General features: G+C 61.1%; 17 protein-coding genes and 5 tRNA genes. 11 read left to right on the forward strand and 11 right to left on the reverse strand.

Going from position 1 to position 24032, the window contains the following annotated elements; genetic code table 11:
* The first annotated feature begins 137 nt into the window (after nucleotides 1-137).
* From lon to MPZ60_RS06670, 6 genes are all read left to right on the forward strand, one after another.
* Nucleotides 138-2552, forward strand: coding sequence for an endopeptidase La (gene lon, locus MPZ60_RS06645; protein WP_034360129.1), 2415 nt, complete (start codon nucleotides 138-140; stop codon nucleotides 2550-2552).
* A gap of 108 nt (nucleotides 2553-2660) precedes the next feature.
* Nucleotides 2661-2736 (forward strand) — tRNA-Gly (locus tag MPZ60_RS06650).
* A gap of 57 nt (nucleotides 2737-2793) precedes the next feature.
* Nucleotides 2794-2869, forward strand: a tRNA-Gly gene (locus MPZ60_RS06655).
* A 57-nt stretch (nucleotides 2870-2926) separates the two neighbouring features.
* Nucleotides 2927-3002 (forward strand) — tRNA-Gly (locus tag MPZ60_RS06660).
* A 57-nt stretch (nucleotides 3003-3059) separates the two neighbouring features.
* Nucleotides 3060-3135, forward strand: a tRNA-Gly gene (locus tag MPZ60_RS06665).
* Nucleotides 3136-3150: 15 nt separating this feature from the next.
* Nucleotides 3151-3224: transfer RNA gene (locus tag MPZ60_RS06670), tRNA-Cys, on the forward strand.
* A gap of 210 nt (nucleotides 3225-3434) precedes the next feature.
* Here the strand turns inward: MPZ60_RS06670 and metE are convergent.
* Nucleotides 3435-5756, reverse strand: a complete 2322-nt coding sequence (metE, locus tag MPZ60_RS06675) for a 5-methyltetrahydropteroyltriglutamate--homocysteine S-methyltransferase (RefSeq protein ID WP_034360131.1) — start codon at nucleotides 5754-5756, stop codon at nucleotides 3435-3437.
* 128 nt (nucleotides 5757-5884) lie between these two features.
* Between metE and MPZ60_RS06680 the strand changes: the two genes are divergently transcribed.
* Nucleotides 5885-6808 (forward strand): LysR family transcriptional regulator, encoded by a 924-nt coding sequence (locus MPZ60_RS06680; RefSeq protein ID WP_034360133.1) that lies wholly within the window; start codon nucleotides 5885-5887, stop codon nucleotides 6806-6808.
* A gap of 42 nt (nucleotides 6809-6850) precedes the next feature.
* On the opposite strand, the gene MPZ60_RS06685 is transcribed toward MPZ60_RS06680, so the two are convergent.
* Nucleotides 6851-8068, reverse strand: coding sequence for an MFS transporter (locus tag MPZ60_RS06685; RefSeq protein ID WP_034360135.1), 1218 nt, complete (start codon nucleotides 8066-8068; stop codon nucleotides 6851-6853).
* Between the two features lie 150 nt (nucleotides 8069-8218).
* On the opposite strand from MPZ60_RS06685, the gene MPZ60_RS06690 reads away from it, so the two are divergent.
* The gene (locus MPZ60_RS06690; RefSeq protein WP_034360137.1) at nucleotides 8219-8785 is read left to right on the forward strand and encodes a TetR/AcrR family transcriptional regulator; all 567 of its coding nucleotides are present in this window, start codon (nucleotides 8219-8221) and stop codon (nucleotides 8783-8785) included.
* A gap of 215 nt (nucleotides 8786-9000) precedes the next feature.
* Here the strand turns inward: MPZ60_RS06690 and MPZ60_RS06695 are convergent, their stop codons facing one another.
* Nucleotides 9001-9624 (reverse strand): DJ-1/PfpI family protein, encoded by a 624-nt coding sequence (locus MPZ60_RS06695; RefSeq protein ID WP_034360510.1) that lies wholly within the window; start codon nucleotides 9622-9624, stop codon nucleotides 9001-9003.
* Between the two features lie 90 nt (nucleotides 9625-9714).
* Between MPZ60_RS06695 and MPZ60_RS06700 the strand changes: the two genes are divergently transcribed.
* Complete coding sequence (locus MPZ60_RS06700) at nucleotides 9715-11052, forward strand: PLP-dependent aminotransferase family protein (protein ID WP_034360139.1); 1338 nt, start codon at nucleotides 9715-9717, stop codon at nucleotides 11050-11052.
* A 154-nt stretch (nucleotides 11053-11206) separates the two neighbouring features.
* On the opposite strand, the gene MPZ60_RS06705 is transcribed toward MPZ60_RS06700, so the two are convergent.
* The 3 genes from MPZ60_RS06705 to MPZ60_RS06715 all read right to left on the reverse strand — a co-directional run bounded on the left by MPZ60_RS06705 (nucleotide 11207) and on the right by MPZ60_RS06715 (nucleotide 14248).
* Nucleotides 11207-12067 (reverse strand): oxaloacetate decarboxylase, encoded by an 861-nt coding sequence (locus tag MPZ60_RS06705; protein WP_034360141.1) that lies wholly within the window; start codon nucleotides 12065-12067, stop codon nucleotides 11207-11209.
* Nucleotides 12068-12196: 129 nt separating this feature from the next.
* Nucleotides 12197-13198, reverse strand: a complete 1002-nt coding sequence (locus MPZ60_RS06710; protein WP_034360143.1) for a tripartite tricarboxylate transporter substrate binding protein — start codon at nucleotides 13196-13198, stop codon at nucleotides 12197-12199.
* A 75-nt stretch (nucleotides 13199-13273) separates the two neighbouring features.
* Nucleotides 13274-14248, reverse strand: coding sequence for a tripartite tricarboxylate transporter substrate binding protein (locus tag MPZ60_RS06715; protein WP_034360145.1), 975 nt, complete (start codon nucleotides 14246-14248; stop codon nucleotides 13274-13276).
* 183 nt (nucleotides 14249-14431) lie between these two features.
* Between MPZ60_RS06715 and prpR the strand changes: the two genes are divergently transcribed.
* Together prpR and MPZ60_RS06725 are read left to right on the forward strand one after the other, a co-directional pair.
* On the forward strand, nucleotides 14432-16441 hold the full coding sequence (gene prpR / locus MPZ60_RS06720) for a propionate catabolism operon regulatory protein PrpR (protein ID WP_034360147.1): 2010 nt from the start codon (nucleotides 14432-14434) through the stop codon (nucleotides 16439-16441).
* A gap of 231 nt (nucleotides 16442-16672) precedes the next feature.
* Nucleotides 16673-17620: a sensor domain-containing diguanylate cyclase gene (locus MPZ60_RS06725; RefSeq protein ID WP_034360149.1), complete on the forward strand. Its 948-nt coding sequence runs from the start codon at nucleotides 16673-16675 to the stop codon at nucleotides 17618-17620.
* Between the two features lie 51 nt (nucleotides 17621-17671).
* Here the strand turns inward: MPZ60_RS06725 and prpF are convergent, their stop codons facing one another.
* From prpF to prpC, 5 genes are read right to left on the reverse strand one after another with little or no spacing between them, the layout of a single operon-like run.
* Nucleotides 17672-18865: a 2-methylaconitate cis-trans isomerase PrpF gene (gene prpF, locus MPZ60_RS06730; RefSeq protein WP_034360151.1), complete on the reverse strand. Its 1194-nt coding sequence runs from the start codon at nucleotides 18863-18865 to the stop codon at nucleotides 17672-17674.
* Nucleotides 18866-18919: 54 nt separating this feature from the next.
* Nucleotides 18920-19495, reverse strand: coding sequence for a 2'-5' RNA ligase family protein (locus MPZ60_RS06735; protein WP_034360153.1), 576 nt, complete (start codon nucleotides 19493-19495; stop codon nucleotides 18920-18922).
* A gap of 9 nt (nucleotides 19496-19504) precedes the next feature.
* Nucleotides 19505-22132: a Fe/S-dependent 2-methylisocitrate dehydratase AcnD gene (gene acnD / locus MPZ60_RS06740; RefSeq protein ID WP_034360155.1), complete on the reverse strand. Its 2628-nt coding sequence runs from the start codon at nucleotides 22130-22132 to the stop codon at nucleotides 19505-19507.
* A complete protein-coding gene (locus tag MPZ60_RS06745; RefSeq protein ID WP_242881907.1) occupies nucleotides 22129-22647 on the reverse strand; it encodes a GntR family transcriptional regulator in 519 nt (172 codons plus the stop codon). Before MPZ60_RS06745 ends, acnD begins: the two co-directional genes overlap by 4 nt.
* A gap of 24 nt (nucleotides 22648-22671) precedes the next feature.
* Nucleotides 22672-23868 (reverse strand): 2-methylcitrate synthase, encoded by a 1197-nt coding sequence (prpC, locus tag MPZ60_RS06750; RefSeq protein ID WP_224650164.1) that lies wholly within the window; start codon nucleotides 23866-23868, stop codon nucleotides 22672-22674.
* Between the last annotated feature and the right edge of the window lie 164 nt (nucleotides 23869-24032).

Here is a 24032-nt window from a genome sequence, read left to right on the forward strand (position 1 = left end):
GGCGGGCCCTCCAATGGGCTCGCTTTGTCGCCTGCGGCTGAAAGGCAATGCCCCTGAGGCGGCAAAAACAATTTGCCCCCAGGGGTTGAAATACACCGGTAAGCGGACCATCTTCCGCTGAGAAACCGAGGATACCTATGTCTGGACAAACCCCTTTGCCTTCTACCGAGCTGGACCTGCCACTGCTGCCGCTGCGCGATGTGGTGGTGTTTCCGCATATGGTGATTCCGCTGTTCGTGGGGCGTGCCAAGAGCATCAAGGCTCTGGAGCTGGCCATGGAAGGCGACCGTCGCATCATGCTGGTGGCGCAGAAGACGGCCTCCAAGGATGAGCCTGCAGCGGAAGACATGTTTGATGTGGGCTGTGTCTCCACCATCTTGCAGATGCTCAAGCTGCCCGACGGCACCGTGAAGGTGCTGGTGGAAGGCCAGCAGCGCGCGCTGGTCAAGCAGGTTGCCGACGAAGAGTCTCACTTCACGGCATCTGTGACGCCTGTGGAGCCCGAAGGCGATGCCCATGAGCAAAGCGAAATCGAAGCGTTGCGCCGTGCCGTGACCCAGCAGTTTGACCAGTACGTCAAACTCAACAAGAAAATTCCTCAGGAAATCCTGACTTCGATCGCCAGCATCGATGATGCCGGTCGTCTGACCGACACCATTGCGGCGCACCTGCCTCTAAAGCTCGAGAGCAAGCAGGCGGTGCTGGATCTGGTGGACATCAAGGAGCGTCTGGAAAACCTGTTCGAGCAACTCGAGCGCGAGGTTGACATCCTCAACGTCGACAAGCGCATCCGTGGTCGCGTCAAGCGCCAGATGGAGAAAAATCAGCGCGACTTCTATCTGAATGAGCAGGTCAAGGCCATCCAGAAGGAGCTGGGCGAGGGTGAAGATGGTGCCGACATCGAGGAGATCGAGAAAAAGATCAAGCTCGCCAAGATGCCTGCCGATGCTCGCAAAAAGGCTGAGGCCGAGCTCAAGAAGCTCAAGCTGATGTCGCCCATGTCGGCTGAAGCTTCGGTGGTGCGCAACTACATCGAAGTGCTGACTGGACTGCCCTGGAGCAAGAAGACCAAGATCAAGCACAATCTGGCGAATGCCGAGGAAGTGCTGAACGAAGATCACTTCGGCCTGGAAAAGGTCAAGGACCGCATTCTCGAGTATCTTGCCGTGCAGCAGCGTGTGGACAAGGTCAAGGCGCCCATTCTGTGTCTGGTGGGTCCTCCCGGCGTGGGCAAGACCTCGCTGGGTCAGTCCATTGCCAAGGCCACAGGTCGCAAGTACGTGCGCATGGCGCTGGGCGGCATGCGAGACGAGGCGGAAATTCGCGGTCACCGCCGTACCTATATCGGCGCCATGCCCGGCAAGGTGCTGCAGAGCCTGGAGAAGGTCGGTACGCGCAATCCCCTGTTCCTGCTGGACGAAATCGACAAGCTGGGCATGGACTTCCGTGGCGATCCTTCGAGCGCGCTGCTGGAAGTGCTGGACCCCGAACAGAACAACAAGTTTGGTGACCACTACGTGGAGGTCGACTTCGACCTGTCCGACGTGATGTTTGTGGCGACCTCCAACTCCATGAACATTCCTTCGGCCTTGCTGGATCGCATGGAGGTGATTCGTCTGTCGGGCTATACCGAAGACGAAAAGACCAATATTGCCATCCGCTATCTGCTGCCCAAGCAGATCACCAACAACGGCGTGAAGGACGGCGAGCTGGAAGTGACCGAAGCCGCGATTCGTGACATCGTGCGCTACTACACCCGCGAAGCGGGCGTGCGTTCGCTTGAGCGCGAGCTGTCCAAGATTTGCCGCAAGGTGGTCAAGGGCTTGCAACTTGGCAAGCTTCAGCCCAAGGTGGAGGTGAATGCCGACAACCTCAATGAATATCTGGGCGTGCGCAAGTTCAGCTATGGCCGTGCCGAGCATGCCAATCAGGTGGGGCAGGTTGTGGGTCTGGCCTGGACCGAAGTCGGCGGCGATCTGCTGACCATCGAAGCCGCCACCATGCCAGGCAAGGGTGTCATTACGCGCACAGGCTCTCTGGGCGATGTGATGAAGGAGTCGGTCGAAGCTGCTCGCACCGTGGTGCGCAGCCGCGCTCGTCTGCTTGGCATCAAGGATGAAGCCTTCGAGAAAAAGGACATTCATGTGCATGTGCCTGACGGCGCTACGCCCAAGGATGGCCCCAGCGCCGGTGCAGCGATGACGACAGCTTTTGTCTCGGCTCTCACTGGCATTCCCGTGCGAGCTGATGTGGCCATGACCGGTGAAATCACCTTGCGCGGTGAAGTCACGGCGATCGGCGGCCTCAAGGAAAAGCTGCTGGCTGCTCTGCGTGGTGGCATCAAGACTGTGCTCATTCCTGAAGAGAATGCCAAGGATTTGCAGGACATTCCCGATAATGTGAAGAGCGGTCTGGAAATCGTTCCTGTGAAATGGATCGATCAGGTTCTCAAGGTGGCGCTGGAGCGCGTGCCGGATCCTTTGACTGAGGAAGCTGTAGCTGCCGTGGCGTCCACCGATGCCAAGCCGGTAGAGGCGGCCATCAAGCATTGATGCTTGTTTGTGAAAATTGTGGCGTTTTTTCTGGGAGGGCTCAGAACTGCGCTACAATTCATCCATCGCAGCAAACAACGTTGTACAATGTTGGGCTTCGGTAGATATGCGGGAATAGCTCAGTTGGTAGAGCGATACCTTGCCAAGGTATAGGTCGACGGTTCGAACCCGTTTTCCCGCTCCAGGTTTTCAGAGCCTGTAGCAATACAGGTTCGCATCAAAAGGCGAAAGTTTTTTGAATGCGGGAATAGCTCAGTTGGTAGAGCGATACCTTGCCAAGGTATAGGTCGACGGTTCGAACCCGTTTTCCCGCTCCAGGTTTTCAGAACCTGTAGCAATACAGGTTCGCATCAAAAGGCGAAAGCTTTTTGAATGCGGGAATAGCTCAGTTGGTAGAGCGATACCTTGCCAAGGTATAGGTCGACGGTTCGAACCCGTTTTCCCGCTCCAGGTTTTCAGAACCTGTAGCAATACAGGTTCGCATCAGAAGGCGAAAGCTTTCTGAATGCGGGAATAGCTCAGTTGGTAGAGCGATACCTTGCCAAGGTATAGGTCGACGGTTCGAACCCGTTTTCCCGCTCCAGGTTTTTGTGATAGCGGCGCGATAGCAAAGCGGTTATGCCCCGGATTGCAAATCCGGTTAGACCAGTTCGACTCTGGTTCGCGCCTCCAAACTTGTGGCACAAGCCCTGCAGATGAAAGTCTGCAGGGCTTTTTGCTTTGTGCGCCTGGTATCTGAATACGCCGCAAATCCTGAAGGTGGGCGCCGCATCTGCATCGCCCTATGCAACTCAGGCCTGCTGCAGGCCATGTCCTTTCGCTATGCAAAAGCCCAGGGCAACGCCCTGGGCGAGTCGGAGAAGACGGGAGCGATGCCCGCGTTCAGGCGGGCTCGGCCAGCTTCACGCTCTGACGCAATGTCTTGGCGGCTTCCACCATATGTTGCAGCGCCGGAATCACTTCGGCCCACTGACGTGTCTTGAGACCGCAGTCAGGGTTGACCCAAAGGCGTTCCGTGGGAATGCGTTTTGCGGCTTTTTGCATGAGCTCCACGATGCCTGCCTTGGTGGGAATGTTGGGAGAGTGGATGTCATAGACGCCCGGACCGATCTCATTGGGGTAATCGAAGTGCTCGAAGGCCTCCAGCAACTCCATGTCCGAGCGCGAAGTCTCTATGGTGATCACATCGGCGTCCATGGCTGCAATCGAAGCAATGATGTCGTTGAACTGCGAATAGCACATATGGGTGTGAATCTGGGTTTCATCGGCAACGCCATTGGCGCTGATGCGGAAGGACTCCACGGCCCAGTGCAGATATTCCTTCCATTGTGATTGGCGCAATGGCAAACCCTCGCGCAATGCAGCTTCGTCGATCTGGATCACGCGCACGCCGGCTCTTTCCAGATCCAGCACTTCTGCGCGAATCGCCAGAGCCAGCTGATAGCAGGATGTGGCGCGCGGCTGGTCATCGCGCACGAATGACCAGTTCAGGATGGTGACCGGGCCTGTCAGCATTCCTTTCATGGGTTTGCGGGTCAAGGACTGGGCGTACTGGATCCATTCCGTTGTCATCGCCTTGGGGCGGCTGATGTCGCCGAACAGAATGGGCGGCTTGACGCAGCGTGAGCCATAGGACTGCACCCAGCCGAACTGGCTGAAGGCATAGCCGTCGAGTTGCTCGCCAAAATATTCGACCATATCGTTGCGCTCGGCCTCGCCATGCACGAGCACGTCCAGCCCCAGAGCCTCCTGCTCTTGCACGCAGCGTTCGATCTCGGCGCGCATGGCGCCTTGGTAGCGGGCGAAATCCAGGCGACCGGCCTTGAATTCGCTGCGTGCCTGGCGGATCTCTGCCGTCTGTGGGAAAGAGCCGATAGTGGTGGTCGGGAAGGCTGGCAGCTTGAGCAAGCGGGCTTGCTTGGGGGCGCGTGCTTCATATCTGCTCTGGCGCTGGCCCAGCCCGGCGCTGATCTGCTTGACCGCAGCTTGCACCACGGGGTTGTGGACGCGAGGCGATGTGCGGCGTGCAGCCAGAGCTGAAGCGTTGTCGGCCAGTTCGGCCTTGACGCAATCTCGGCCATGGCGCAAAGCCTTGCCCAGCACGCGCAGCTCATCCAGTTTCTGCAGAGCATAGGCCAGCCAGGATTTGATGTCAGCATCCAGCTTTTGTTCGCTGTTCAGATCCACGGGTACATGTAGCAAGGAGCAGGATGGCGCAATCCAGAGACGGTCGCCTAGGCGCTCTGCCAGCGGCTCCAACCAGTCCAGCACGGCAGCCAGATCGGTTTTCCAGATATTGCGGCCGTTGATCACGCCCAGCGACAGTACCTTGTGCGCGGGCAGCAGCCCCAGCAGCTGTTGCACATCGTCCTGGCCGTTGATGGCATCGATGTGCAGGCCGGCTACGGGCAGGTTTGCTGCCAGATATTTGTTTTCGGCCAACTGGCCGAAATAGGTCGCCAGCAGCAGCTTGACCCTGCAGCTCTTGAGGTGGTGGTAAGCAGTGTTGAACGCATGTTGCCAGTCGGCATCGAGTTCGGTGACCAGGATGGGTTCGTCAATCTGTACCCATTCCACACCCTGGGTCGCCAGCGCATCCAGTAGTTGCGCATAGACGGGCAGCAGCTGCTGCAGCAGCTCTAGCTTGCTGGCGCCGTCCTTGGCCTTGCCCAGCGCCAGATAGGTGACGGGGCCTATGAGGACGGGCTTGGCCTGTATGCCTTGTGTCCTGGCTTCGGCCAGTTGTTCCAGCAGGCGCGATGCATCGAGCTTGAATTCGGTGGTCGAGCTGAACTCGGGCACGATGTAGTGGTAGTTGGTGTCAAACCATTTGGTCATCTCGCCCGCGGCGACGCCAGCGCAGCAGTGGGTGTGGCCGGTGCTACGGGATTCGGTTGTGACCGCCGAACGGCCACGGGCCACGCGAAAGTAGTTGTCCAGCGCATCGCCTTCGAAGTCTTGCACCCGTTCGGGCAGATTGCCCAGCGTAAAGCTCATGTCCAGTACTTGGTCGTAGAACGCGAAGTCACCCACGGGCACCCAGTCCAGCTCTTGCTGCGCGGTCCAGTGGCGTTGGCGCAGCTCGGCGCCCAGCGCCTTGAGCGCATCGCGCGAGGATTCACCTCTCCAGTAGGACTCCAGCGCGAACTTCAGTTCGCGCTTTGCGCCGATGCGAGGAAAGCCCAGGTTGTGAATAGTCGTCATGCAGAAATCCAGTCTTGTGATCTTCGGCCCATGGCCAGAGTGGCTTGGGTCAGCGGACTGGATGTTCCTGGAATCGATGCATGAAGTAAAATGGTTGTTTCTCATGTATCCATGAATTGTGTTCACAGATGATTGAGCGTATCCATCTCGCCATCGTGCAAGAGGTTGAAAAACAAGGCTCTTTGACTGCGGCAGCTGATGTGCTGTGCGTCACCCAGTCCGCCCTGAGCCACAGCATGAGAAAGCTGGAAGCCCAACTCGGCACCGATGTCTGGTTGCGTGAAGGGCGCAGCCTGCGCCTGACGCAGGCGGGTCAATACCTGCTGGCAGTGGCCAACCGCGTGCTGCCTCAGCTGGATCTGGCCGAGTCGCGTTTGCAGCAATTTGCTCTCGGAGAGCGCGGCAGCTTGCGCATCGGCATGGAATGTCATCCCTGCTACCAGTGGCTGCTGAAAATCGTCTCCCCATATCTGGCCGCCTGGCCCGACGTGGATGTGGACGTGAAGCAGAAGTTTCAGTTTGGCGGTATCGGTGCGCTGTTCGGCTATGAGATCGACATGCTGGTTACGCCCGATCCGCTGTTCAAGCCGGGTCTGCACTTCGAGCCCGTCTTTGACTATGAGCAGGTGCTGGTCGTGGCTGCGGATCACGCCTTGGCCCAGGTCGACCATGTCAAGCCCGATGATCTGTCTCGCGAGGTGCTGATTACCTATCCCGTGGCCGTAGACCGGCTTGATATCTATACCCAGTTTTTGCTGCCCAAAGGCATTGCGCCCAGGCGCCACAAAACCATAGAGACCACCGACATCATGATGCAGATGGTCGCCAGCGGCCGGGGTGTCGCGGCCCTGCCGCGCTGGCTGGCTCTGGAATATGCCGAAAAGATGGCAGTCGTACCCGTGAAGCTGGGCAGCAAGGGCATAGCCAAGCAAATCTACCTCGGCGCGCGCGAGGCAGAGTTGCATACCGACTATCTGCAGGCCTTTATTGCGCTGGCACGAGCACCTGGTCTGGCTCTGCCGGCTGCCGCATCCGCGCAGGACGACTCTTGAGAAGAGCGGCAGCCGACGGCTGAATAAGCAATAGCGGCTGACTCACATGTTGATGGCCGTCATGCCCGGTGCGGATGCACGGTCGGCTTGCCGTCCGGCTTGCACGCCCCACAGCCACATGGCGCCGCCCGCCAGTAGCGTCAGCACAAACGATTGCTGTGCGCCCCAGTGGTCGATCAGCCAGCCGGCAGCGGCAGCGCCCAGGGCCACACCGCTGGCGAGGCCAGTCAGCAGCCAGGTCATGCCCTCGGTCAGTCGGTTTGCTTGTACCTGCTGCTCCACCAGACTCATGGCCACGGTAATCGTCGGGCCAAAGGTAATGCCTGCCAGCAGCACGGCCAGCGTCAGTGCGGTCAGATTGCTGGCCAGCAACAGGGGCAGGGCGGAGATGGCGACCGATGCCCCGACCCAGACGATCTGGCGGCTGAGCGGCATCTGCAGGCGCAGCGTGCCAAACAGCAAGCCCATGGCGCAGGAGCCCAGCGCATAGAAGGACAGTACCACACTGGCCATGCCGGGCTGGCCCTGAGCCGTGGCGAAGGCTACGCTGGCCACATCGATCACGCCCACGATGACGCCTTGTGCCAGCATGAACAGCGCCAGCGTGCGCACCACGGGCTGGCGCAGCATCGACGAAGCCCTGCCTTTTTCCGAGCTGGTATGGGGGCTGACAGGTGGTTCGGTACGGCGTTGCACCACAAACAGGCCTACGCCGATGATGAGGAACAGCGCTGCTGCCAGCGGACCGGCCTCTGGGAATAGCAGCATGCTCAGGCCCACCGATAGCGGCGGGCCGACGATAAAGGCCAGATCGTCGAGCACGCCTTCCAGTGCAAACGCGGTCTGCAACTGAGGCGTTCCACTGTAGATCGCCGTCCAGCGGGCGCGGACCATGGCCGGCATGCTGGGCAGACTGCCGACGGCAGCGGCCAGTGCCAGCAGCAGCCAGTCCGGCCCCTGCCAGTGGGCGCAGGCCAGCAAGGCCAGCATCGACAGCGCACTGCTGGCGGCCGCAAACGGCAGCACCCTGAACTGGCCGTAACGGTCAACCAGCGCCGAGATGCGCGGTGCCAGAACGGCAATCGACAGCGCGAAACAGGCCGACACCATGCCTGCCAGCGTATAGGCGCCGCGCTGCTGCGACAGCATGGTGATCAAGCCAATCCCCGTCATCGACAGCGGCAGCCGCGCCAGCAGCCCGGCCAGCACAAAGCCCGTGCTGCCCGGCGCCGTAAACAGCTTGCGGTAAGCATTCAACATGGAAACCCTTGAATAGATTCACTTGCATACATCGTGTATGCGAGTGACATTCTAGGAGCTTGGGATGTAGCGCGTATGATTGGCATACGCTTTGTATGTGAATATTGCCGGGAGTTCGCAGTGACCCAAGTTCGCCAGAGTCGTGCCAGCATGATCGAAGCCACACGGGCCAAGCTGATCAGTGCTGCGCGCAGCGCTTTCGCCCAGCATGGCTACGCCCAGGCCGCCATGGACGAGTTGACTGCGCAGGCCGGTTTGACGCGCGGCGCGCTCTATCACCACTTTGGTGGCAAGCCCGGCCTGCTGGCTGCCGTGGTGGCCCAGATGGATGAAGAAATGGACCAGCGGCTGGAGCTAGTGCTGCGGGGCCATGACGATCCATGGGAAGGCTTTCTTGCCTATTGCCGCGCCTATTTGGCCATGGCGCAGGAGGCTGAAATTCGCCGCATTGTGTTGCAGGATGCACGCTCCGTGCTCACCGGCACCGACCAGGGGCAGCAGCACCAGCAATGCATTGCTTTTATCGCCGGTTTTTTGCAGCAGCTCATCGACGAGGGCGTCATCGTGAGCGCCAGTGCACCGGCGCTGGCAAGGTTGCTCAACGGCTGCCTGATCGAAGCGGCTTTCTGGATTGCCGAGGAGGGCGCTCCACCCGAGCGCCTGAACGAGGCCTTGCAGGCGCTGGATTTGATGCTGCAAGGCTGGAAGGCGGCCTGAGCCATTGCCAGAGCCGTGCTGCAGCCATGCCTGCTGTGCTTTGCCTGCAGTAGCCAGAATGAGGATCGTCTTGACTGCCAGGGTATTCTCGAGCTGAGGACATCAGCGATTTTGTGCAAGCGAACAATCCGGAATGTGCAAAGAGTCCGGGCTCGGAGGCTTTACCGGGACCGACGACCGGCAGCGTTCGAGTCGTCTGAGGTCTTCAGCGCGCTTCAGCGATCGCGCTGATGCAGCAAGTCAGGCAGGTAAGGCGAGATATTGGCGATGGCCCGGGCCATATAAACATCTTTTTCACCCACAGGGGCCACGTAATGCAATGCACTCCTGGCGGCCTCGATCCCCTCGGCACGGGCAATAAGCCAGGCGGCAAGGTATTGCGCTGCCAGGCAGCCTCCTGCGGTAGCCACGTTGCCGTTTGCGAAGAATGGCTGCTCCAGCACGCGAACGCCGGCCTCTTCAACCCAGGGCCTGGTTGTCAGGTCGGTACATGCCATCACGCCATTCAGCAAGCCGAGTTTGGCCAGTATCAGCGTGCCGGAGCACTGTGCAGCAATCAGTTGCCGTGAAGGGTCCAGCCTGAGCCTTGACATGAGGTCGGCATTGCGCGCGACCTCACGCGTTTGCATTCCACTGCCCACGATGACCGCATCTGCAGCGCCCGCATCCTCCAGAGTGGCCTGGGCTTCGATGACCACCCCGTTCATTGACCTGACGCGTGCGCTCGGGCATGCGATCGACACCCGCCAACCGGGTCGCTTGATGCGGTTGAGTATGCCTAGAGAAATGAGTGAGTCGAGCTCGTTAAAGCCTTCGAAAGTCAGGATTGCGATATGCATTGGGATGTTCCGGATGTGAACTTGTATCAATGCTCATGCTAGAGATGAGATTCAATACACTCAAATAATTGTCATGGATACAGGTTCTATATGCCGATTGCCCGATACAAGCAGCTAGTGGACCAGCTAGCCTCGGAAATTCGCGAAGGCCGACTGGCACCAGGCACACGCCTGCCCACCCACCGGCAACTGGCATCCCGGGAGGGACTGACACTGGTCACGGCGACTCGTGTCTATGCCGAGCTGCAGGCCATGGGCCTGGTCAGCGGCGAGACGGGGCGAGGAACTTTTGTGCGCGAAGCAGCGCTGCCACCTGGCCTCGGTATCGACCAGCATGCCACTGCGATAGGCATGCTGGACCTGAACTTCAACGCTCCTGCCCTTCCTGGTCAAGCCGAGTTGCTGCGCTTTGCATTGCGTCAGCTTGCCGCCAGCGGAGATTTGGAGGCACTGCTGCGCTATCAGCCGCACGGAGGCCGGGCCCATGAGCGAGCGGCTATCGCCCTATACCTTGAAAACCGTAGGCTGACGGTTCCTGCCGAACAGGTGCTTATCGTGGATGGAGCGCAGCATGGACTCGCAAGCACGGCCATGGCATTGCTGCAACCTGGCGATGTAGTGGCTGTTGATGCTTTGAGCTACCCGGGCTTCAAGGTGCTGGCGCAACAGCTGAGGCTTGAGCTGATTGCCATTCCGGCAGCTGGTTCGGGGCCGGACCTCGATGCGCTGGAGCTGCTGTGCCGACGCCGCAAGGTACGCGCGGTCTATGCAATGCCGACTCTCCATAACCCGCTTGGATGGGTGATGAGCATCAACCGACGTCATGCATTTGCAGCGTTGATCCGTCGCCATGGCCTGTTGCTGATCGAAGATGCCGCGTATGCGTTTCTTGCTCCGGATGCACCACTGCCCATGGCCGCACTGCTGCCTGAGTCCACGGTATATGTCTCAGGCTTTTCCAAGAGTGTCGCCACGGGTTTGCGGGTGGGCTTTGTGGCTGCGCCGGCGGCCTGGATATCTCGGATAGAACGAGCTATCCGTGCAACGACCTGGAACACCCCCGGCGTCATGACCGCCATGGTTGTGAATTGGCTGAGAGACGGGACGGTTGCCAGGCTGGAAGCTCAGAAGCGAGAGGATGCCCAGATGCGTCAGAAACAGGTGACGCAGGTCTTCAAAGGGCTGCCCTGTATGCGCCACCTCAATTCGTATTTTGTCTGGCTCCCCATGCCGGATGACCTGAGGGCTGATCAGGTCGCGATGGCGCTGCAGACGGCAGGAATTTCCGTGTCAACGGCCGAACCCTTTGCCACTGGCGTGCAAGTGCCGCAAGCACTGCGGCTGGCCTTGGGTTCGGTGCCGCTCGAAAAACTTCGGCATGCCTTGATGCGGGTCAGGCTGGCGCTGGATGGAGCCACGCTGCATTAGAGGATGATGCCCAGAGCTCCCTGTGCATCCGGTTTCGGGGCCGTAGCCAGGGGGTAATGCTGCCGGCCATGGTCACACCGACCTGAAAACATGGCGTGCGGCGCCTGATGTATCAAGGTTGCACGCGATTCAGGCGCAGGGTCCGGAGACCGGATTACTGGTACTTTTGCTCCAGACCATCCCAGAAATCCTTGTTCACCAGCCGCTGGCGCTCAAGGAAAGGTGCGACGATGGCGGGGTCTTCATCGACCTTGTGATCGTCGCGCAGCAGGGTCAGGCACTTTTGCATGCCGGCCACAGCGCCTTGAAGTGCGGCATTGGCGTAGAGCACAAAGCCATAGCCCAGCTCGCCCAGTTCGTCGGCGTTGAAGATGGGGGTCTTGCCACCGATGACCATATTCATGAGCTGTGGGGCTTGCAGGCGCTGCGGCAGGGTGCGCACTTCTTCGGCCTGGGTGACGGCCTCGACAAACAGGATGTCGGCGCCGGCTTCCTGAAACTGCTGGGCACGCTCGATGGCGGCTTCGAAGCCGTGGACGGCGGCCGCGTCGGTACGAGCCATGATGAGAGTGCCGCTGTCGCGGCGCGCATCGACGGCGGCCTTGATCTTGCCCAGCATTTCGCCGGTTTCGATCACGGCCTTGCCATTGAAGTGGCCGCAGCGCTTGGGGCTGACCTGGTCCTCGAGCTGAATGCAGTCGGCGCCGGCACGCTCCAGAGTGCGCACGGCGTGGTAGGTGTTGACGGCGTTGCCGAAGCCGGTGTCGGCATCGACCAGCAGCGGCACTTCCACGGCGTCGCGGATGCGGGCCGTATGGTCGGCGATATCGCTGAGACCCATGAAACCCTGGTCGGGCATGCCGAACCACATATTGGTCACGCCGGCACCGGTCACATAGATGGCTTCAAAGCCCAGATCGGCGATCAGCCGCGCCGACATGGCGTTGAATGCACCGGGCACGATGACGCCGCGGCGGGCATCGGCCAGGGCTTTGAGTTGTTGTTTGGGGTTCATGGGATTTCTTGATAAAAAAGACTCTGATGCTTATCTGCCCTGCGCGGCCGGCTGTCAGCCTTGACGAGGCAGGGCGCTGCCTGGCAGCAGCTGCCCCGCGCCCAAGGCTGCGAAGCGGCTCGGGGGGAATCAGTCCAGCGAAATATTCGCGTTCTTGATCACGGGCCCCCACTTGGCGCGCTCGGCTTCAAGATATTTGCCATAGGCCTGGGGCGTGCCGCCCATGATCTGGCCGCCGCTGCTTTCGATCATCTGGCGCAGAGACTTGTCGTTCTTGAGCGCTTCGTTGACGGCCTGGTTGAGCTTGACCACCACAGCGTCGGGCGTGCCGGCCGGCGCAATCATGCCCAGCCAGTTGTACGACTCGAAGCCCTTGACCCCGGCTTCGTCCAGCGTGGGCACCTCGGGCAGCACGGCCAGACGGGTCTTGCTGGAGACGGCCAGGGCATTGATCTTTTTGGCCTTGATGGAGGGCAGAGCCGAGTAGCCCATCTCGAACATCATGGCCAGATGGCCGCCCATGAGGTCGGTGGCCGCCAGCGAGCCTCCCTTGTAGGGCACATGGGTCAGCTGGGTCTGGGTCTGATAGGCCAGCAGTTCGCCCGACAGATGGTGGGCACCGCCCACGCCCGAGGAGCCATAGGTCAGATCGCCGGGCTTGGCCTTGGCATGGGCCAGCAGTTGCTGCACGCTCTTGAAGGGCTGGTTGGGAGCGGTGGTCAGAAACAGGGGGGCCTGCTCGATGAGGATGATGGGCTTGAACGCCGTCTTGGCGTCATAAGGCATCTTCTTCATCAGCATGGGGTTGGTGACCAGGGGGCCGGGCGAGCCGAAGCCGAAGGTGTGACCGTCGTTGGCCTTGGCGATGGCATCCGTGCCCGTCACGCCGCCGGCACCGCCGCGGTTGTCGATGATCACGGGCTGGCCCAGCACCTTGCCCAGCGAGTCGGCAATCAGGCGTGCGCGGGTATCGGCATAGCCGCCTGCCGCATAGGGCACGATGAGCTTGACGGTGCGGGTGGGCCAGGCTTCAGAGCCCTGGGCCAGGGCTGCAGAGGCGCCGCCCAGCAAGGCGGTAGCGGCGGCGGCGCAGGCAGTGGCGCGGAGCAAGGCGTTTCTACGGGAAATCATGAATCAGGTCTCAGTATTCTTTTAAGGATCCAGCGTATATAGGGCATACGCTGGATGCTATGTTTTTTGTGAAACTCACTTTTCCTGCATATGAGCTGCCTTGACGATCTCGCCCAGGCGCTTGCGCTCGGCATCGGCAAATTTCACGAATTCCGCACGTGTGCCGCCGACCGGCTCGATGCCCAGCCCCTTGAGCTTCTCTACGGTGGCAGGTTCCTTCATGGCCTTGTCCACGGCGGCTGCCAGCTTGTCCAGAATGGAGGGTGGCGTGCCCTTGGGGGCATGAATGCCGGCCCAATGCGCGATCTGCAGATCGGCAAAGCCTTGCTCCACGGCAGTGGAGAGCTGGGGGTAGGCCGAGATGCGCTGGGTCCAGGTCGTGGCCAGAGGTTTGAACTTGCCCTCGTGAATGATGTGCGGCAGCGCGATGATGCTGGCTTCTGAAGTGCCTTCGACCTGGCCGCCGAGCACGGCCGTGGTGCTCTCCGAACCGCTCTTGTAGGGCACGGGCTGCAGCTTGGCGCCGTATTTCACATTCAGCATCTCGGCCACGAAGTGCGGCGTGCTGCCCGTGCCGGCGGTGGCAAAGTTGAAGCCGGCGCCCTTCTTGGAGGCTTCGACGAAGTCGCGCAGATTGTTATAGGGCGCGTTCTTGGGCACCACGATCACCGAAGGTGCGAGGCCAATCATCACCACGGGCTGCAGAGCATCGTCCTTGAAAGGCATGGTCTTCTTGATCATGCTGTTGGAGATGACGCCGGCCGCGCTGACCAGCAGGGTGTAGCCATCGGGCTGGGCCTTGGCCACGATATCGGCACCTACGGTGCCACCCGCGCCAGGACGATTGTCGATCACCACGGGCTGGCCAAGGATCTTGGAGGCGCCTTCGGCCGCCGATCTGGCCATCAAGTCATTGGCGCCGCCTGCGGAAAACGGCACAACGAGGCGAATCGGACGCGTGGGCCAGTCGGCGGCCTGGGCCAGGCCGGCTGTGCCCAGCACGGAAAGAGTCAAGGCCTGGGCAACAAGATTGCGACGGTTCAAAAACATGGATATCTCCTGGATCCAAATCCCTATTGGTATGGCCCGATACCGCAAGCACTGTGCCAGGCGAATTTGGGGAAAACCCTCTGAATATCAAGTGTTTGAAATCATTGGGGTTTTTGTGATTCTGTGGACTAGCTGCCGGTAGCGGTGTATTGTTTGTATTTCATTGATGAAATAATTGTTTTCATGAGTGAAATAGATGCGATATCGAACGATGGCATCAAACGGATGCCAGCAGCCGGCCAGCCGCATTTGCCGCACATCGTCACCGTAGGCCGCTACCGTGTGGGGCGGGTGCTGGAGCGGCTGGCACAGCCCTGGTCGGGTGAGGCCAGGTTCTCGCATATCTCGGCCTCCTTCGATGATGCGGTGGCCCAGGTGCAGGCGCTCAATCTGCGCCAGCCCATCGATGCCCTGGTGGGGGCGGGAGCCAGTGGAGCCTGGATTCGAGAGCGCGTGGACATTCCGCTGGCCATGGTAGAAGTACGTGGCCTGGATTTGCTGCAGGCGCTGCGCCAGGCCAAGTTGCAGACCACGGAAGAGGCTCCGCGCGTGGGCCTGGTCAACTTCGAGGTGCCGTCGCCCGTGGTGGCCCAGTTCGACAGCCTGTTCGGCCTGGGTCTGGTCCAGATCGCCTATCAAGGTCCGCATGACGCGCCGGCCTGCGTGCAGAAACTCAAGGCGTCGGGCGTTGGTGCCGTGGTGGCGCCGGGCCTGGTGGCCGATCTGGCAGAGCAGGCGGGCATGGCCAGCGTGTTGCTGTATTCCGATATTTCGGTGCGTCAGGCACTCAGCGACGCCATGCTGCTGGCCCGTCATCGACGTGCCGAGCGCGACCGGCATCAACGGCTGGAAACCGTGTTGCACCAGTTGCAGGACGGTGTGGTGGCCGTGGACGAGCGTGGCCGTATTTGCGCGCTGAACCCTCGCATGGCCGCTTTGCTCGGTGCCCCGGTCGAGGCCTTGCACGGCCGCATGCTGGAGGAGGTGGCTCCGGCCCTGGGCACGGCCCGGGCACTGGCGGGTGAGGAGGGGGGAGAAGAGGTGGTGCAACTGGCCTTGCGTACCCTGGTGGTGCGACGTGCGCCAATTGTGGAGAACGGGCTGGTGACCGGCGCTTTGCTGGTCTGCCGCGATCCAGCCGTCATCCAGCGGGCCGATCGCAGCCTGCGCGCCAATCAGCGGCAAAGAGCCGCCGGTGTACGCTGGCGCATTGAGGACTATCTGGGCAGCAGCCCCGCTGCACAGCGCGTGCGACTGCTGGCCAGGCAGTACGCGAACAGCGATGCGACGGTGTTGATCCTGGGTGAAAGCGGGACCGGCAAGGAGCTGGTGGCGCAGGGTATCCACAGTGCAGGACGGCGTGCGGCACAGCCATTTCTGGCCGTCAACTGTGCGGCGCTCAGTGAAAGCCTGCTGGAGAGCGAGCTTTTCGGTTACGAGGAAGGCGCTTTTACCGGGGCCAGGCGCGGCGGCAAGACCGGGCTGATCGAGGCCGCGCATACCGGGACCCTGTTTCTCGATGAAATTGGCGACATGCCGCTGGCGCTGCAATCGCGACTGCTGCGCGTGCTGCAGGAACGCGAGGTATTGCGCGTAGGTTCCACCACGCCGATTCCCGTGGATGTGCGCGTGATTGCCGCCACCCATGCGGATCTGGCGGATCAGGTGGAGCGTGGCCGGTTCCGGCGCGATCTCTACTACCGGCTGGCGGTGCTGCGCCTGAGCACGCCTTCGCTGCAAATGCGTGGTGCCGCCGATGTTGCGGAACTGGGCCGCGCCATGCTGGCTCAGCGCCTGAACGCTGCAAGCGAGTTGCCCCGCGCACTGCATGACAGAGTGGAGCAGCAGCTCGATGCACTGCTGGCCAGGGCTGCGGCGCATGACTGGCCCGGCAATGTCCGTGAACTGGACAACTGGGTGGAGCGCCTGCTGGCCTGCAGCGACTATCTAGACTCAGGCCGGGGCGGCCTTCTGGATATGGCGCGTTTGCTTGAAGTCTTCCCTGAGTGCGCCGACGGCCTGGCTCTGGCCGAGCCTGCCGCGGCCCGGCAGGCACAGCTCAGGGACGCGGGTCGCCTTGCCGAACAGAAGCGATTGCGCGAGGTGCTGGAGTCGGTCGGGGGTGATCAGCGCCAGGCCTGTGAAATTCTCGGCATCAGCCGGGCCACTCTGTGGCGGCGCATGAAGGCTTAGCGGCGTTGCAGCGTGAGGTCCGCCATACGTATGATTTCGGCCAATATCGCGAGTGCATGGCGTGAATTGCTGCAACCGGCGCAACAATCACCAGCAAGCGGAGGTTGGGCTGTGCCTGGGGCTTTCTGGGTGTGAAAGACTGCAGGCTCCGCTGTCTGGTGAGCCGGGTCGAGGCTGGTGCCACAGCCGGGCCTGATGTTTTATCGATTGAGATCGGGAGAGAGACGGGTTATGTCCGACGTGAGCGAGCTTGAGAACGAGAGTGCGGTCTATAGAACCTTGCTGGAGTCCACCAAGGCCATTCCCTGGAAGATCGACTGGGCGACCATGAAGTTCGCCTATATCGGCCCTCAGATCGAGAGCCTGCTTGGCTGGAGCCGTGAAAGCTGGGTCAGTGTCGAAGACTGGGCCATGCGCATGCACCCCGAGGACCGCGAATATGTGGTGAATTTCTGCGTGAGCCAGTCCCAGGCCGGCGTGGACCATGAGGCTGACTATCGCGCGCTGACCAAGGACAACGGCTATGTCTGGATTCGCGATGTGGTCCATGTGGTGCGCAATGCGCAAGGCGAGGCCGAAGCGCTGATCGGCTTCATGTTCGACATCAGCGAGCGCAAAAAGACCGAGGAAAGGCTGCTGAGTCTGCAGAAGGAGCTGGAAGTGCTCTCCTTCAAGGATGGCCTGACCAGCATTGCCAACCGGCGCTGCTTCGATACCAGCTTCGAGCAGGAATGGGAGCGCACGCGCAGCGATGGCAAGCCCCTGTCCATGCTGCTGTTCGATGTCGACTTCTTCAAGCAATACAACGATTTATACGGTCATATCCAGGGTGACAAATGTCTGGTGGATATTGCCCAGACCCTGAGCCTGGCGCTGGACGGACAGCGTGACCTGGTGGCGCGTTACGGTGGCGAGGAGTTTGTGGTGCTGCTGCCCGAAGCCGATGCCGAAACTGCGCAAAAAGTGGCCGAGCGCTGCCAGCGCCTGATCCAGAAGCAGTCCATCGTGCATGCGCTGTCGCCCCATGGCAGGCGGGTCACCATGAGCATTGGTGCGGGCACGGTGCTGCCGGCAGAGCATGATCGACCTGCCGGCTTTATCGAAGCCGTGGACCGGCAGCTCTATGCGGCCAAGAACAAAGGCCGCCACCGGATTGAAAGCGTCATCTTGAGCGCTTGAACCCTGCCCAGGCCTGCGTGCGGCAGGCGCCCGGCAGGGCAATACCCGGTGTCAGGCTTTCAGCACTTCGCACGGCACCCGTACCCAGCCTTCCATCAGAATGCGGGCACTGCGGCTCATCAAGGCCCTGGTGACCTGCCATTGACCCTGGTCGCTCCTGGCTTCGGCCCCCACACGCAGGGTGCCGCTGGGATGGCCGAAGCGTACGGACTGGCGCTCGCCGCCGCCCGCCGCCAGATTGACCAGCGTGCCTGGAATGGCGGCAGCCGTGCCTATGGCGACGGCTGCCGTGCCCATCATGGCGTGGTGCAGTTTGCCCATGGAAAGCGCCCGCACCACGAGATCGATATCCTTGGCGGCAATCGCTTTACCGCTGGAGGCTGTGTAGCTTTGCGCGGGAGCCACAAAGCCTATCTTGGGCGTGTGCTGGCGTGTGGCAGCTTCACCCAGATCCTTGATCAGGCCCATCCTGAGTGCGCCATGGGCGCGGATGGCTTCGAACCTGGCCAGGGCGGAGCCATCGCTGTTGATGGCATCCTGCAGTTCGCAGCCGGTATAGCCCAGCTCTCTGGCATCGAGAAAGATGGTCGGAATGCCGGCATTGATGAGGGTCGCGCAAAAGCGGCCGACGCCGGGCACATCCAGCTCGTCGCTGACATTGCCGGTGGGAAACATGGCAGCTCCGTCCTCACCCTCATCGGCGGGGTCCAGGAACTCCAGGGCCACTTCGGCAGCGGCAAAGGTCACGCCGTCAAGTTCGAAGTCCCCGGTTTCCTGCACCTGACCATCGCGGATCTGCACATGGTTGATGATGGTCTTGCCGATATTCGCCTGCCAGATGCGAATGACGGCCACGCCGTTGTGCGGAATGCGCTCGGCCGGAATCAGCCCCATGTGAATGGCGCAGGGGCCGACGGCAGCGCTCAGGTTGCCGCAGTTGCCGCTCCAGTCCACAAAAGGCTGATCGATGGACACCTGGCCGAACAGATAGTCCACATCGTGATCGGCGCTTGTGCTCTGGCTGAGGATCACGCCTTTGCTGGTGGAGGATGATGCATTGCCCATGCCGTCAATCTGTTTGCCATAAGGGTCGGGGCTACCCAGAGTGCGCAGAAAGATGGCGTCGCGAACAGGGCCGGGCTGCCGGGCCGCTTCGGGCAGATCCTGCAGCTCGAAGAACACACCTTTGCTGGTGCCTCCGCGCATATAGGTGGCGGGAATGCGGATTTGCGAAGTGAGGGACATGGAATGGCAAACAAACAAGGTATTCAAGGCTCAAGCCAGGGCTTGAGCCTTGAATCAGTGAAACAGATGTAGCTGTTGAGGACGAGGCGGAGAGCCGGAAGCCAATGGCCAGCGATGCAGCACCTGGTAGCGTAACTGCTTGCCTGTGCCGGTTCGCTCGACCAGCTGGATCTCATCGATCAGCCAGTCGACGGGATCGATACGCCGAGTGGGCAGGGCATGTAGAGCTCTGTAGCTGATGGTGATATGCGGTTGATGGCCGCCATCCTTGAAACCGTGGGATTTCAACTCGGTCTGCAGCGTTGTCAGCAGCTGGTTGAAAGGCTCTGGACGTCCGCGGGTTAGCAAAGACCAGTGAATGCGCTCGCCCTCCTCACCGCGAATGCGGTTGAAGCTGAGCTCGAAGGCCTTCAGCTGCGCCGCTTGCACTGCATTGCCTGCGGCCAGCAAGGCGAGCAGTGCCTCTTGCCCGGAGTCAAAAGGGCCACACCAGGTTTGGTGCCAGTTATCTGGAGAGAATATGCGCTCGCCCAGGTCCTTATCAAGGCCCAAGGCGCTGATCCGGGCACGCAGGCGATGACGTTCCGGGCTTTGGGGCTGGGTGACAATCAGCATGCGTGCCTGGCTCATAGCTGCTCCTTAGCTCACAAGTTCAGCCGTTGACGCGGAATCGGCTGTGGCGCTACCCGCCAGGAAGTCCTGGGCAAAGCGCTGCAGCACGCCACCGGCTTCGTAAATCGAGACCTCTTCCGCGGTATCGAGGCGACACAGTACCGGCACTTCGGTGCGGGCGCCGGTCGTGCGGTGGATATGAAGTGTAAGCTTGGCCTGGGGGCTACGCTGGCCGATGACATCAAAGCTCTCGGTGCCATTCAACCCCAGTGTGTGGCGGCTCGTGCCGGGCAGGAACTCCAGCGGCAACACCCCCATGCCGATCAGATTGGTGCGGTGGATGCGCTCGAAGCCCTCAGCCACGATGACCTCCACACCGGCCAGGCGAACGCCCTTGGCTGCCCAGTCACGGCTCGATCCCTGGCCGTAGTCGGCGCCGGCGATGATGATCAGCGGTTGCTTGCGCTGTATGTAGGTCTCTATGGCTTCCCACATGCGCATGGTCAGTCCCTCGGGCTCGACGCGAGCAAGAGAGCCCTGGCGCACCTTGCCCTGGTCGTCCACCACCATTTCGTTGAGGAGCTTGGGATTGGCAAAGGTGGCGCGCTGTGCGGTCAGGTGGTCGCCGCGATGCGTGGCATAGGAATTGAAGTCCTCCTCGGGCAGACCCATTTTGTGCAGATACTCGCCTGCGGCCGAGTCCATCAGGATGGCGTTGGAGGGCGAGAGGTGGTCGGTGGTGATGTTGTCGGGCAGGATGGCCAGAGGACGCATGCCGCGCAAAGTGCGCTTAGCGGCCAGCGCACCCTCCCAGTAGGGCGGGCGGCGGATATAGGTGCTTTGCGGGCGCCAGTCATACAGTGCCTCGACCTTCTCGCCCTGGTCTGCGCGGATGGCAAACATGGGCTCGTAGACCGAGCGGAACTGCTCGGGCTGGACGGCAGCCTTGGCCACGGCGTCGATTTCCTCGTCGCGGGGCCAGATGTCCTTCAAGCGGATTTCGCGGCCCTGGAAGACGCCCAGCACATCGTTCTCGATATCGAAGCGCATGGTGCCCGCAATCGCATAGGCCACGACCAGCGGAGGCGAGGCGAGAAAGGCCTGTCTGGCATAGGGGTGGATGCGGCCATCGAAGTTGCGGTTGCCCGAGAGCACGGCCGTGGTGTAGAGGTCGCGGTCGATGATCTCTTGTTGAATCACAGGGTCCAGAGCGCCGCTCATGCCGTTGCAGGTGGTGCAGGCAAAGGCCACCACGCCAAAGCCCAGCGCTTCCAGGTCATGTAGCAGACCGGCTTGTTCCAGATACAGGGGCACGGTCCTGGAGCCGGGGGCCAGAGAGGTCTTGATCCAGGGCTTGCGGGTCAGGCCCAGATTGCGCGCATTGCGCGCCAGCAGGCCGGCCGCGATCACATTGCGTGGGTTGCTGGTATTGGTGCAGCTGGTAATGGCTGCAATGATGACGGCCCCATCGGGCATCTGCCCTTCGGCCTGCGTCCACTCACCGGCAATGCCTCTTGCTGCAAGCTCGCTGGTTGCCAGGCGGGCGTGTGGATTGGAAGGGCCGGCCATATTGCGCACCACTCCGGACAGGTCAAAGCTCAGTGTACGTTCGTATTCGGCACTTTCCAGGCTATCTGCCCACAGACCTACCTGTTTGGCGTAGTTCTCGACCAATTGCACCTGCTCAGGCTCGCGCCCCGTCAGACGCAGATAGTCGATCGTCTGCTCGTCGATCGCGAACATGGCCGCCGTGGCTCCATATTCGGGTGCCATGTTCGAGATGGTGGCGCGGTCGCCGATGGAGAGGCTGCGCGCGCCTTCACCATGGAACTCCAGATAGCTTCCCACCACTTTTTGCTGACGCAGGAATTGGGTCAAAGCCAGCACGATGTCAGTGGCAGTGATGCCGGGCTGCCGCCTGCCAGTGAGTTGCACGCCAATGATTTCGGGCAGGCGCATCCACGAGGCGCGGCCCAGCATCACGTTCTCGGCTTCCAGTCCACCCACGCCCACGGCGATCACTCCCAGTGCATCGACATGTGGTGTGTGGCTGTCGGTACCTACCAGAGTATCTGGGAATGCTTCACCATCGATAGCATGGATCACAGGGCTCATGCGCTCCAGATTGATCTGGTGCATGATTCCGTTGCCTGGCGGAATCACCTCCACATTCTTGAAGGCTCGCTTGCACCAGTCGATGAAGTGAAAGCGGTCCTCATTGCGCCGGTCTTCGATGGCGCGGTTTTTCTCGAAGGCCTCGCGGTCGTAGCCACCGCACTCAACGGCCAGCGAATGATCGACGATCAGCTGCACGGGCACCACGGGATTGACAGCGGCCGGATCGCCACCTTGCTCGGCAATCGCATCACGCAGGCCGGCCAGGTCGACCAGCGCTGTCTGGCCCAGGATGTCATGGCAGACCACGCGGGCCGGGAACCAGGGAAAATCGCGTTCGCGCTTGCGTTCAACGATTTGCCTGAGGTACTCGGTCAGGTGGGCCGGATCGCTGCGCCGCACCAGGTTCTCGGCATGGACGCGACTGGTATAGGGCAGTGTGCTCCAACTGCCGGGGCGGATGGCTTCCACAGCGGACCGGGCGTCGAAGTAATGCAGCGCAGTGCCGGGCAAGGGTTTACGGTAAGGGTGGTGAGTCATTGTCTCGGGGATTCTTTTAGTAGTCTCAATAGGCCAGAGCCGAGCGTGAGGCTTCTGCGTTGCCGGCGCTGTGGCAGTGCGGGGATTGTGAAAGGGCTGCAGGCAATGGTGAAGGCATCGGCGCTTGGCTTGTCGGCTGCATGGTGGGCTGTGTACCCAGTGCGAGTTGGAGCCGGGCCTGCGACACGCGCAGCAACTGCTCGCAAAGCTGCGTGCTGGCAGTCTGCATCTGGCGTTGCCGCGCCAGATGGCCAGCCAGCAGGCTTGCTCAGCAAGCGAGCCTCGGCCACCTGGGCTGCACTCAGGCAGGTCACGCTCATGCCGCGCCGGGGCTGTGCGCTCAGCGGTCCGTCATGGCACAGCAGCTTCATGGCCTCGCGCACAGGAGTGCGGCTCACGCCAAACTCCTGGGCCAGTGCTCCGTCGTTGATGTCCGATCCGGGCGGCAACTGATGGCTCAGAATGCGCTCGCGCAGCTTGTCGGCGATGGCAATGCACAGGGAATGGGCTTGCATGGGCTGGGCAGACATTGCTGGAGCTTACTGGCGTGCCTCGATAGGCACGAAATGCAGGTCGTCCGGGCCTGTGTAGTTGGCGCTGGGACGGATGATCTTGTTGTCCTGGCGTTGCTCGATGATGTGCGCTGCCCAACCGCTGGTGCGGGCAATCACGAACAGCGGCGTGAACATGGTGGTGGGCACGCCCATCATGTGATAGCTGACGGCGCTGAACCAGTCGAGGTTGGGGAACATGTTCTTGACCTCCCACATCACCGATTCCAGGCGTGCGGCAATGTCGTACATCTTGCTGCTGCCGGCCTCGTCCGACAGCTTTTTGGCCACGCCTTTGATGACCACATTGCGAGGATCGCTCACGGTATAGACGGGGTGGCCGAAGCCGATCACGACTTCCCTGGCATCCACGCGGCGGCGGATATCGGCCTCGGCCTCTGCCGGGTTGTCGTAGCGCTTCTGGATCTCGAACGCCACCTCATTGGCTCCGCCGTGCTTGGGGCCGCGCAGAGCGCCTATCGCAGCGGTAATCGCCGAGTACATATCGCTGCCCGTGCCTGCCACCACGCGGGCCGTGAAGGTTGATGCATTGAACTCGTGCTCGGCATACAGATTGAGCGAGGTATGCATGGCGCGCACCCAGCTCTCGCAAGGCCTTGTGCCATGCAGCAGATGCAGAAAGTGGCCACCGATGGAGTCGTCCCCGGTTTCGACCTCGATGCGGCGGCCCGAGTTGCTGAAGTGGTACCAGTAAAGCAGCATGCTGCCCAGGCAGGCCATCAGGCGGTCGGCGATATCGCGGGCGCCAGGAGGATTGTGGTCGTCTTTCTCCGGCAGCGCGCAGCCCAGGGCGGAGACACCGGTGCGCATCACGTCCATGGGATGGCTGGCGGCGGGTAGCTGTTCCAGCGCAGTCTTCACGCTGCCGGGCAGGCCGCGCAAAGCCTTGAGCTTGGCTTTGTAGGCCCTGAGTTCGGCGTGGGTGGGCAGTTTGCCGTGTACCAGCAGGTGGGCAATCTCCTCAAACTCGCAGACCTCGGCAATGTCCAGAATGTCGTAGCCGCGGTAGTGCAGGTCGTTGCCGTTCCTGCCCACGGTGCACAGTGCCGTGTTGCCTGCTGTCACGCCGGAGAGGGCGACGGACTTTTTTGGCCTGAAGCTTGCGGCGGCGTGGTTAATGGCGGTTGAAGATATTGGGGATGTTGGGGCTGTCACAGTGCTCATGGGTGTCTCCTTTGGATGTGCAGTGCAGGTCCTTGCTGGTCTGCGATACTTCGCAATCTACGCATTTGTTTTTTATGCGTACAGAGCTGAATTGGTGAATGCTTGCGAAGGTGATTGCATGTATTTGCAAATTTTGCGAATATTTGGAGCCGGCAATAGGGAGA

This window comes from Comamonas sp. 7D-2, assembly GCF_022749555.1.
GTDB lineage: Bacteria > Pseudomonadota > Gammaproteobacteria > Burkholderiales > Burkholderiaceae_C > Comamonas > Comamonas thiooxydans.

Bases quoted from the DNA above. Each gene is read 5' to 3' on its own strand.
- prpF (WP_034360151.1), bottom strand. From the start codon at position 18,865: ATGTCCCTCACTTCGCAAATCCGCATTCCCGCCACCTATATGCGCGGA.
- MPZ60_RS06710 (WP_034360143.1), bottom strand. From the start codon at position 13,198: ATGATTTCCCGTAGAAACGCCTTGCTCCGCGCCACTGCCTGCGCCGCC.
- MPZ60_RS06745 (WP_242881907.1), bottom strand. From the start codon at position 22,647: ATGCAAGCCCATTCCCTGTGCATTGCCATCGCCGACAAGCTGCGCGAG.
- MPZ60_RS06725 (WP_034360149.1), top strand. From the start codon at position 16,673: ATGTCCGACGTGAGCGAGCTTGAGAACGAGAGTGCGGTCTATAGAACC.
- MPZ60_RS06690 (WP_034360137.1), top strand. From the start codon at position 8,219: ATGATCGAAGCCACACGGGCCAAGCTGATCAGTGCTGCGCGCAGCGCT.
- metE (WP_034360131.1), bottom strand. From the start codon at position 5,756: ATGACGACTATTCACAACCTGGGCTTTCCTCGCATCGGCGCAAAGCGC.
- MPZ60_RS06705 (WP_034360141.1), bottom strand. From the start codon at position 12,067: ATGAACCCCAAACAACAACTCAAAGCCCTGGCCGATGCCCGCCGCGGC.
- MPZ60_RS06680 (WP_034360133.1), top strand. From the start codon at position 5,885: ATGATTGAGCGTATCCATCTCGCCATCGTGCAAGAGGTTGAAAAACAA.
- MPZ60_RS06735 (WP_034360153.1), bottom strand. From the start codon at position 19,495: ATGAGCCAGGCACGCATGCTGATTGTCACCCAGCCCCAAAGCCCGGAA.
- prpR (WP_034360147.1), top strand. From the start codon at position 14,432: ATGAGTGAAATAGATGCGATATCGAACGATGGCATCAAACGGATGCCA.
- MPZ60_RS06685 (WP_034360135.1), bottom strand. From the start codon at position 8,068: ATGTTGAATGCTTACCGCAAGCTGTTTACGGCGCCGGGCAGCACGGGC.
- prpC (WP_224650164.1), bottom strand. From the start codon at position 23,868: ATGAGCACTGTGACAGCCCCAACATCCCCAATATCTTCAACCGCCATT.
- MPZ60_RS06715 (WP_034360145.1), bottom strand. From the start codon at position 14,248: ATGTTTTTGAACCGTCGCAATCTTGTTGCCCAGGCCTTGACTCTTTCC.
- MPZ60_RS06695 (WP_034360510.1), bottom strand. From the start codon at position 9,624: ATGCATATCGCAATCCTGACTTTCGAAGGCTTTAACGAGCTCGACTCA.
- MPZ60_RS06700 (WP_034360139.1), top strand. From the start codon at position 9,715: ATGCCGATTGCCCGATACAAGCAGCTAGTGGACCAGCTAGCCTCGGAA.
- lon (WP_034360129.1), top strand. From the start codon at position 138: ATGTCTGGACAAACCCCTTTGCCTTCTACCGAGCTGGACCTGCCACTG.
- acnD (WP_034360155.1), bottom strand. From the start codon at position 22,132: ATGACTCACCACCCTTACCGTAAACCCTTGCCCGGCACTGCGCTGCAT.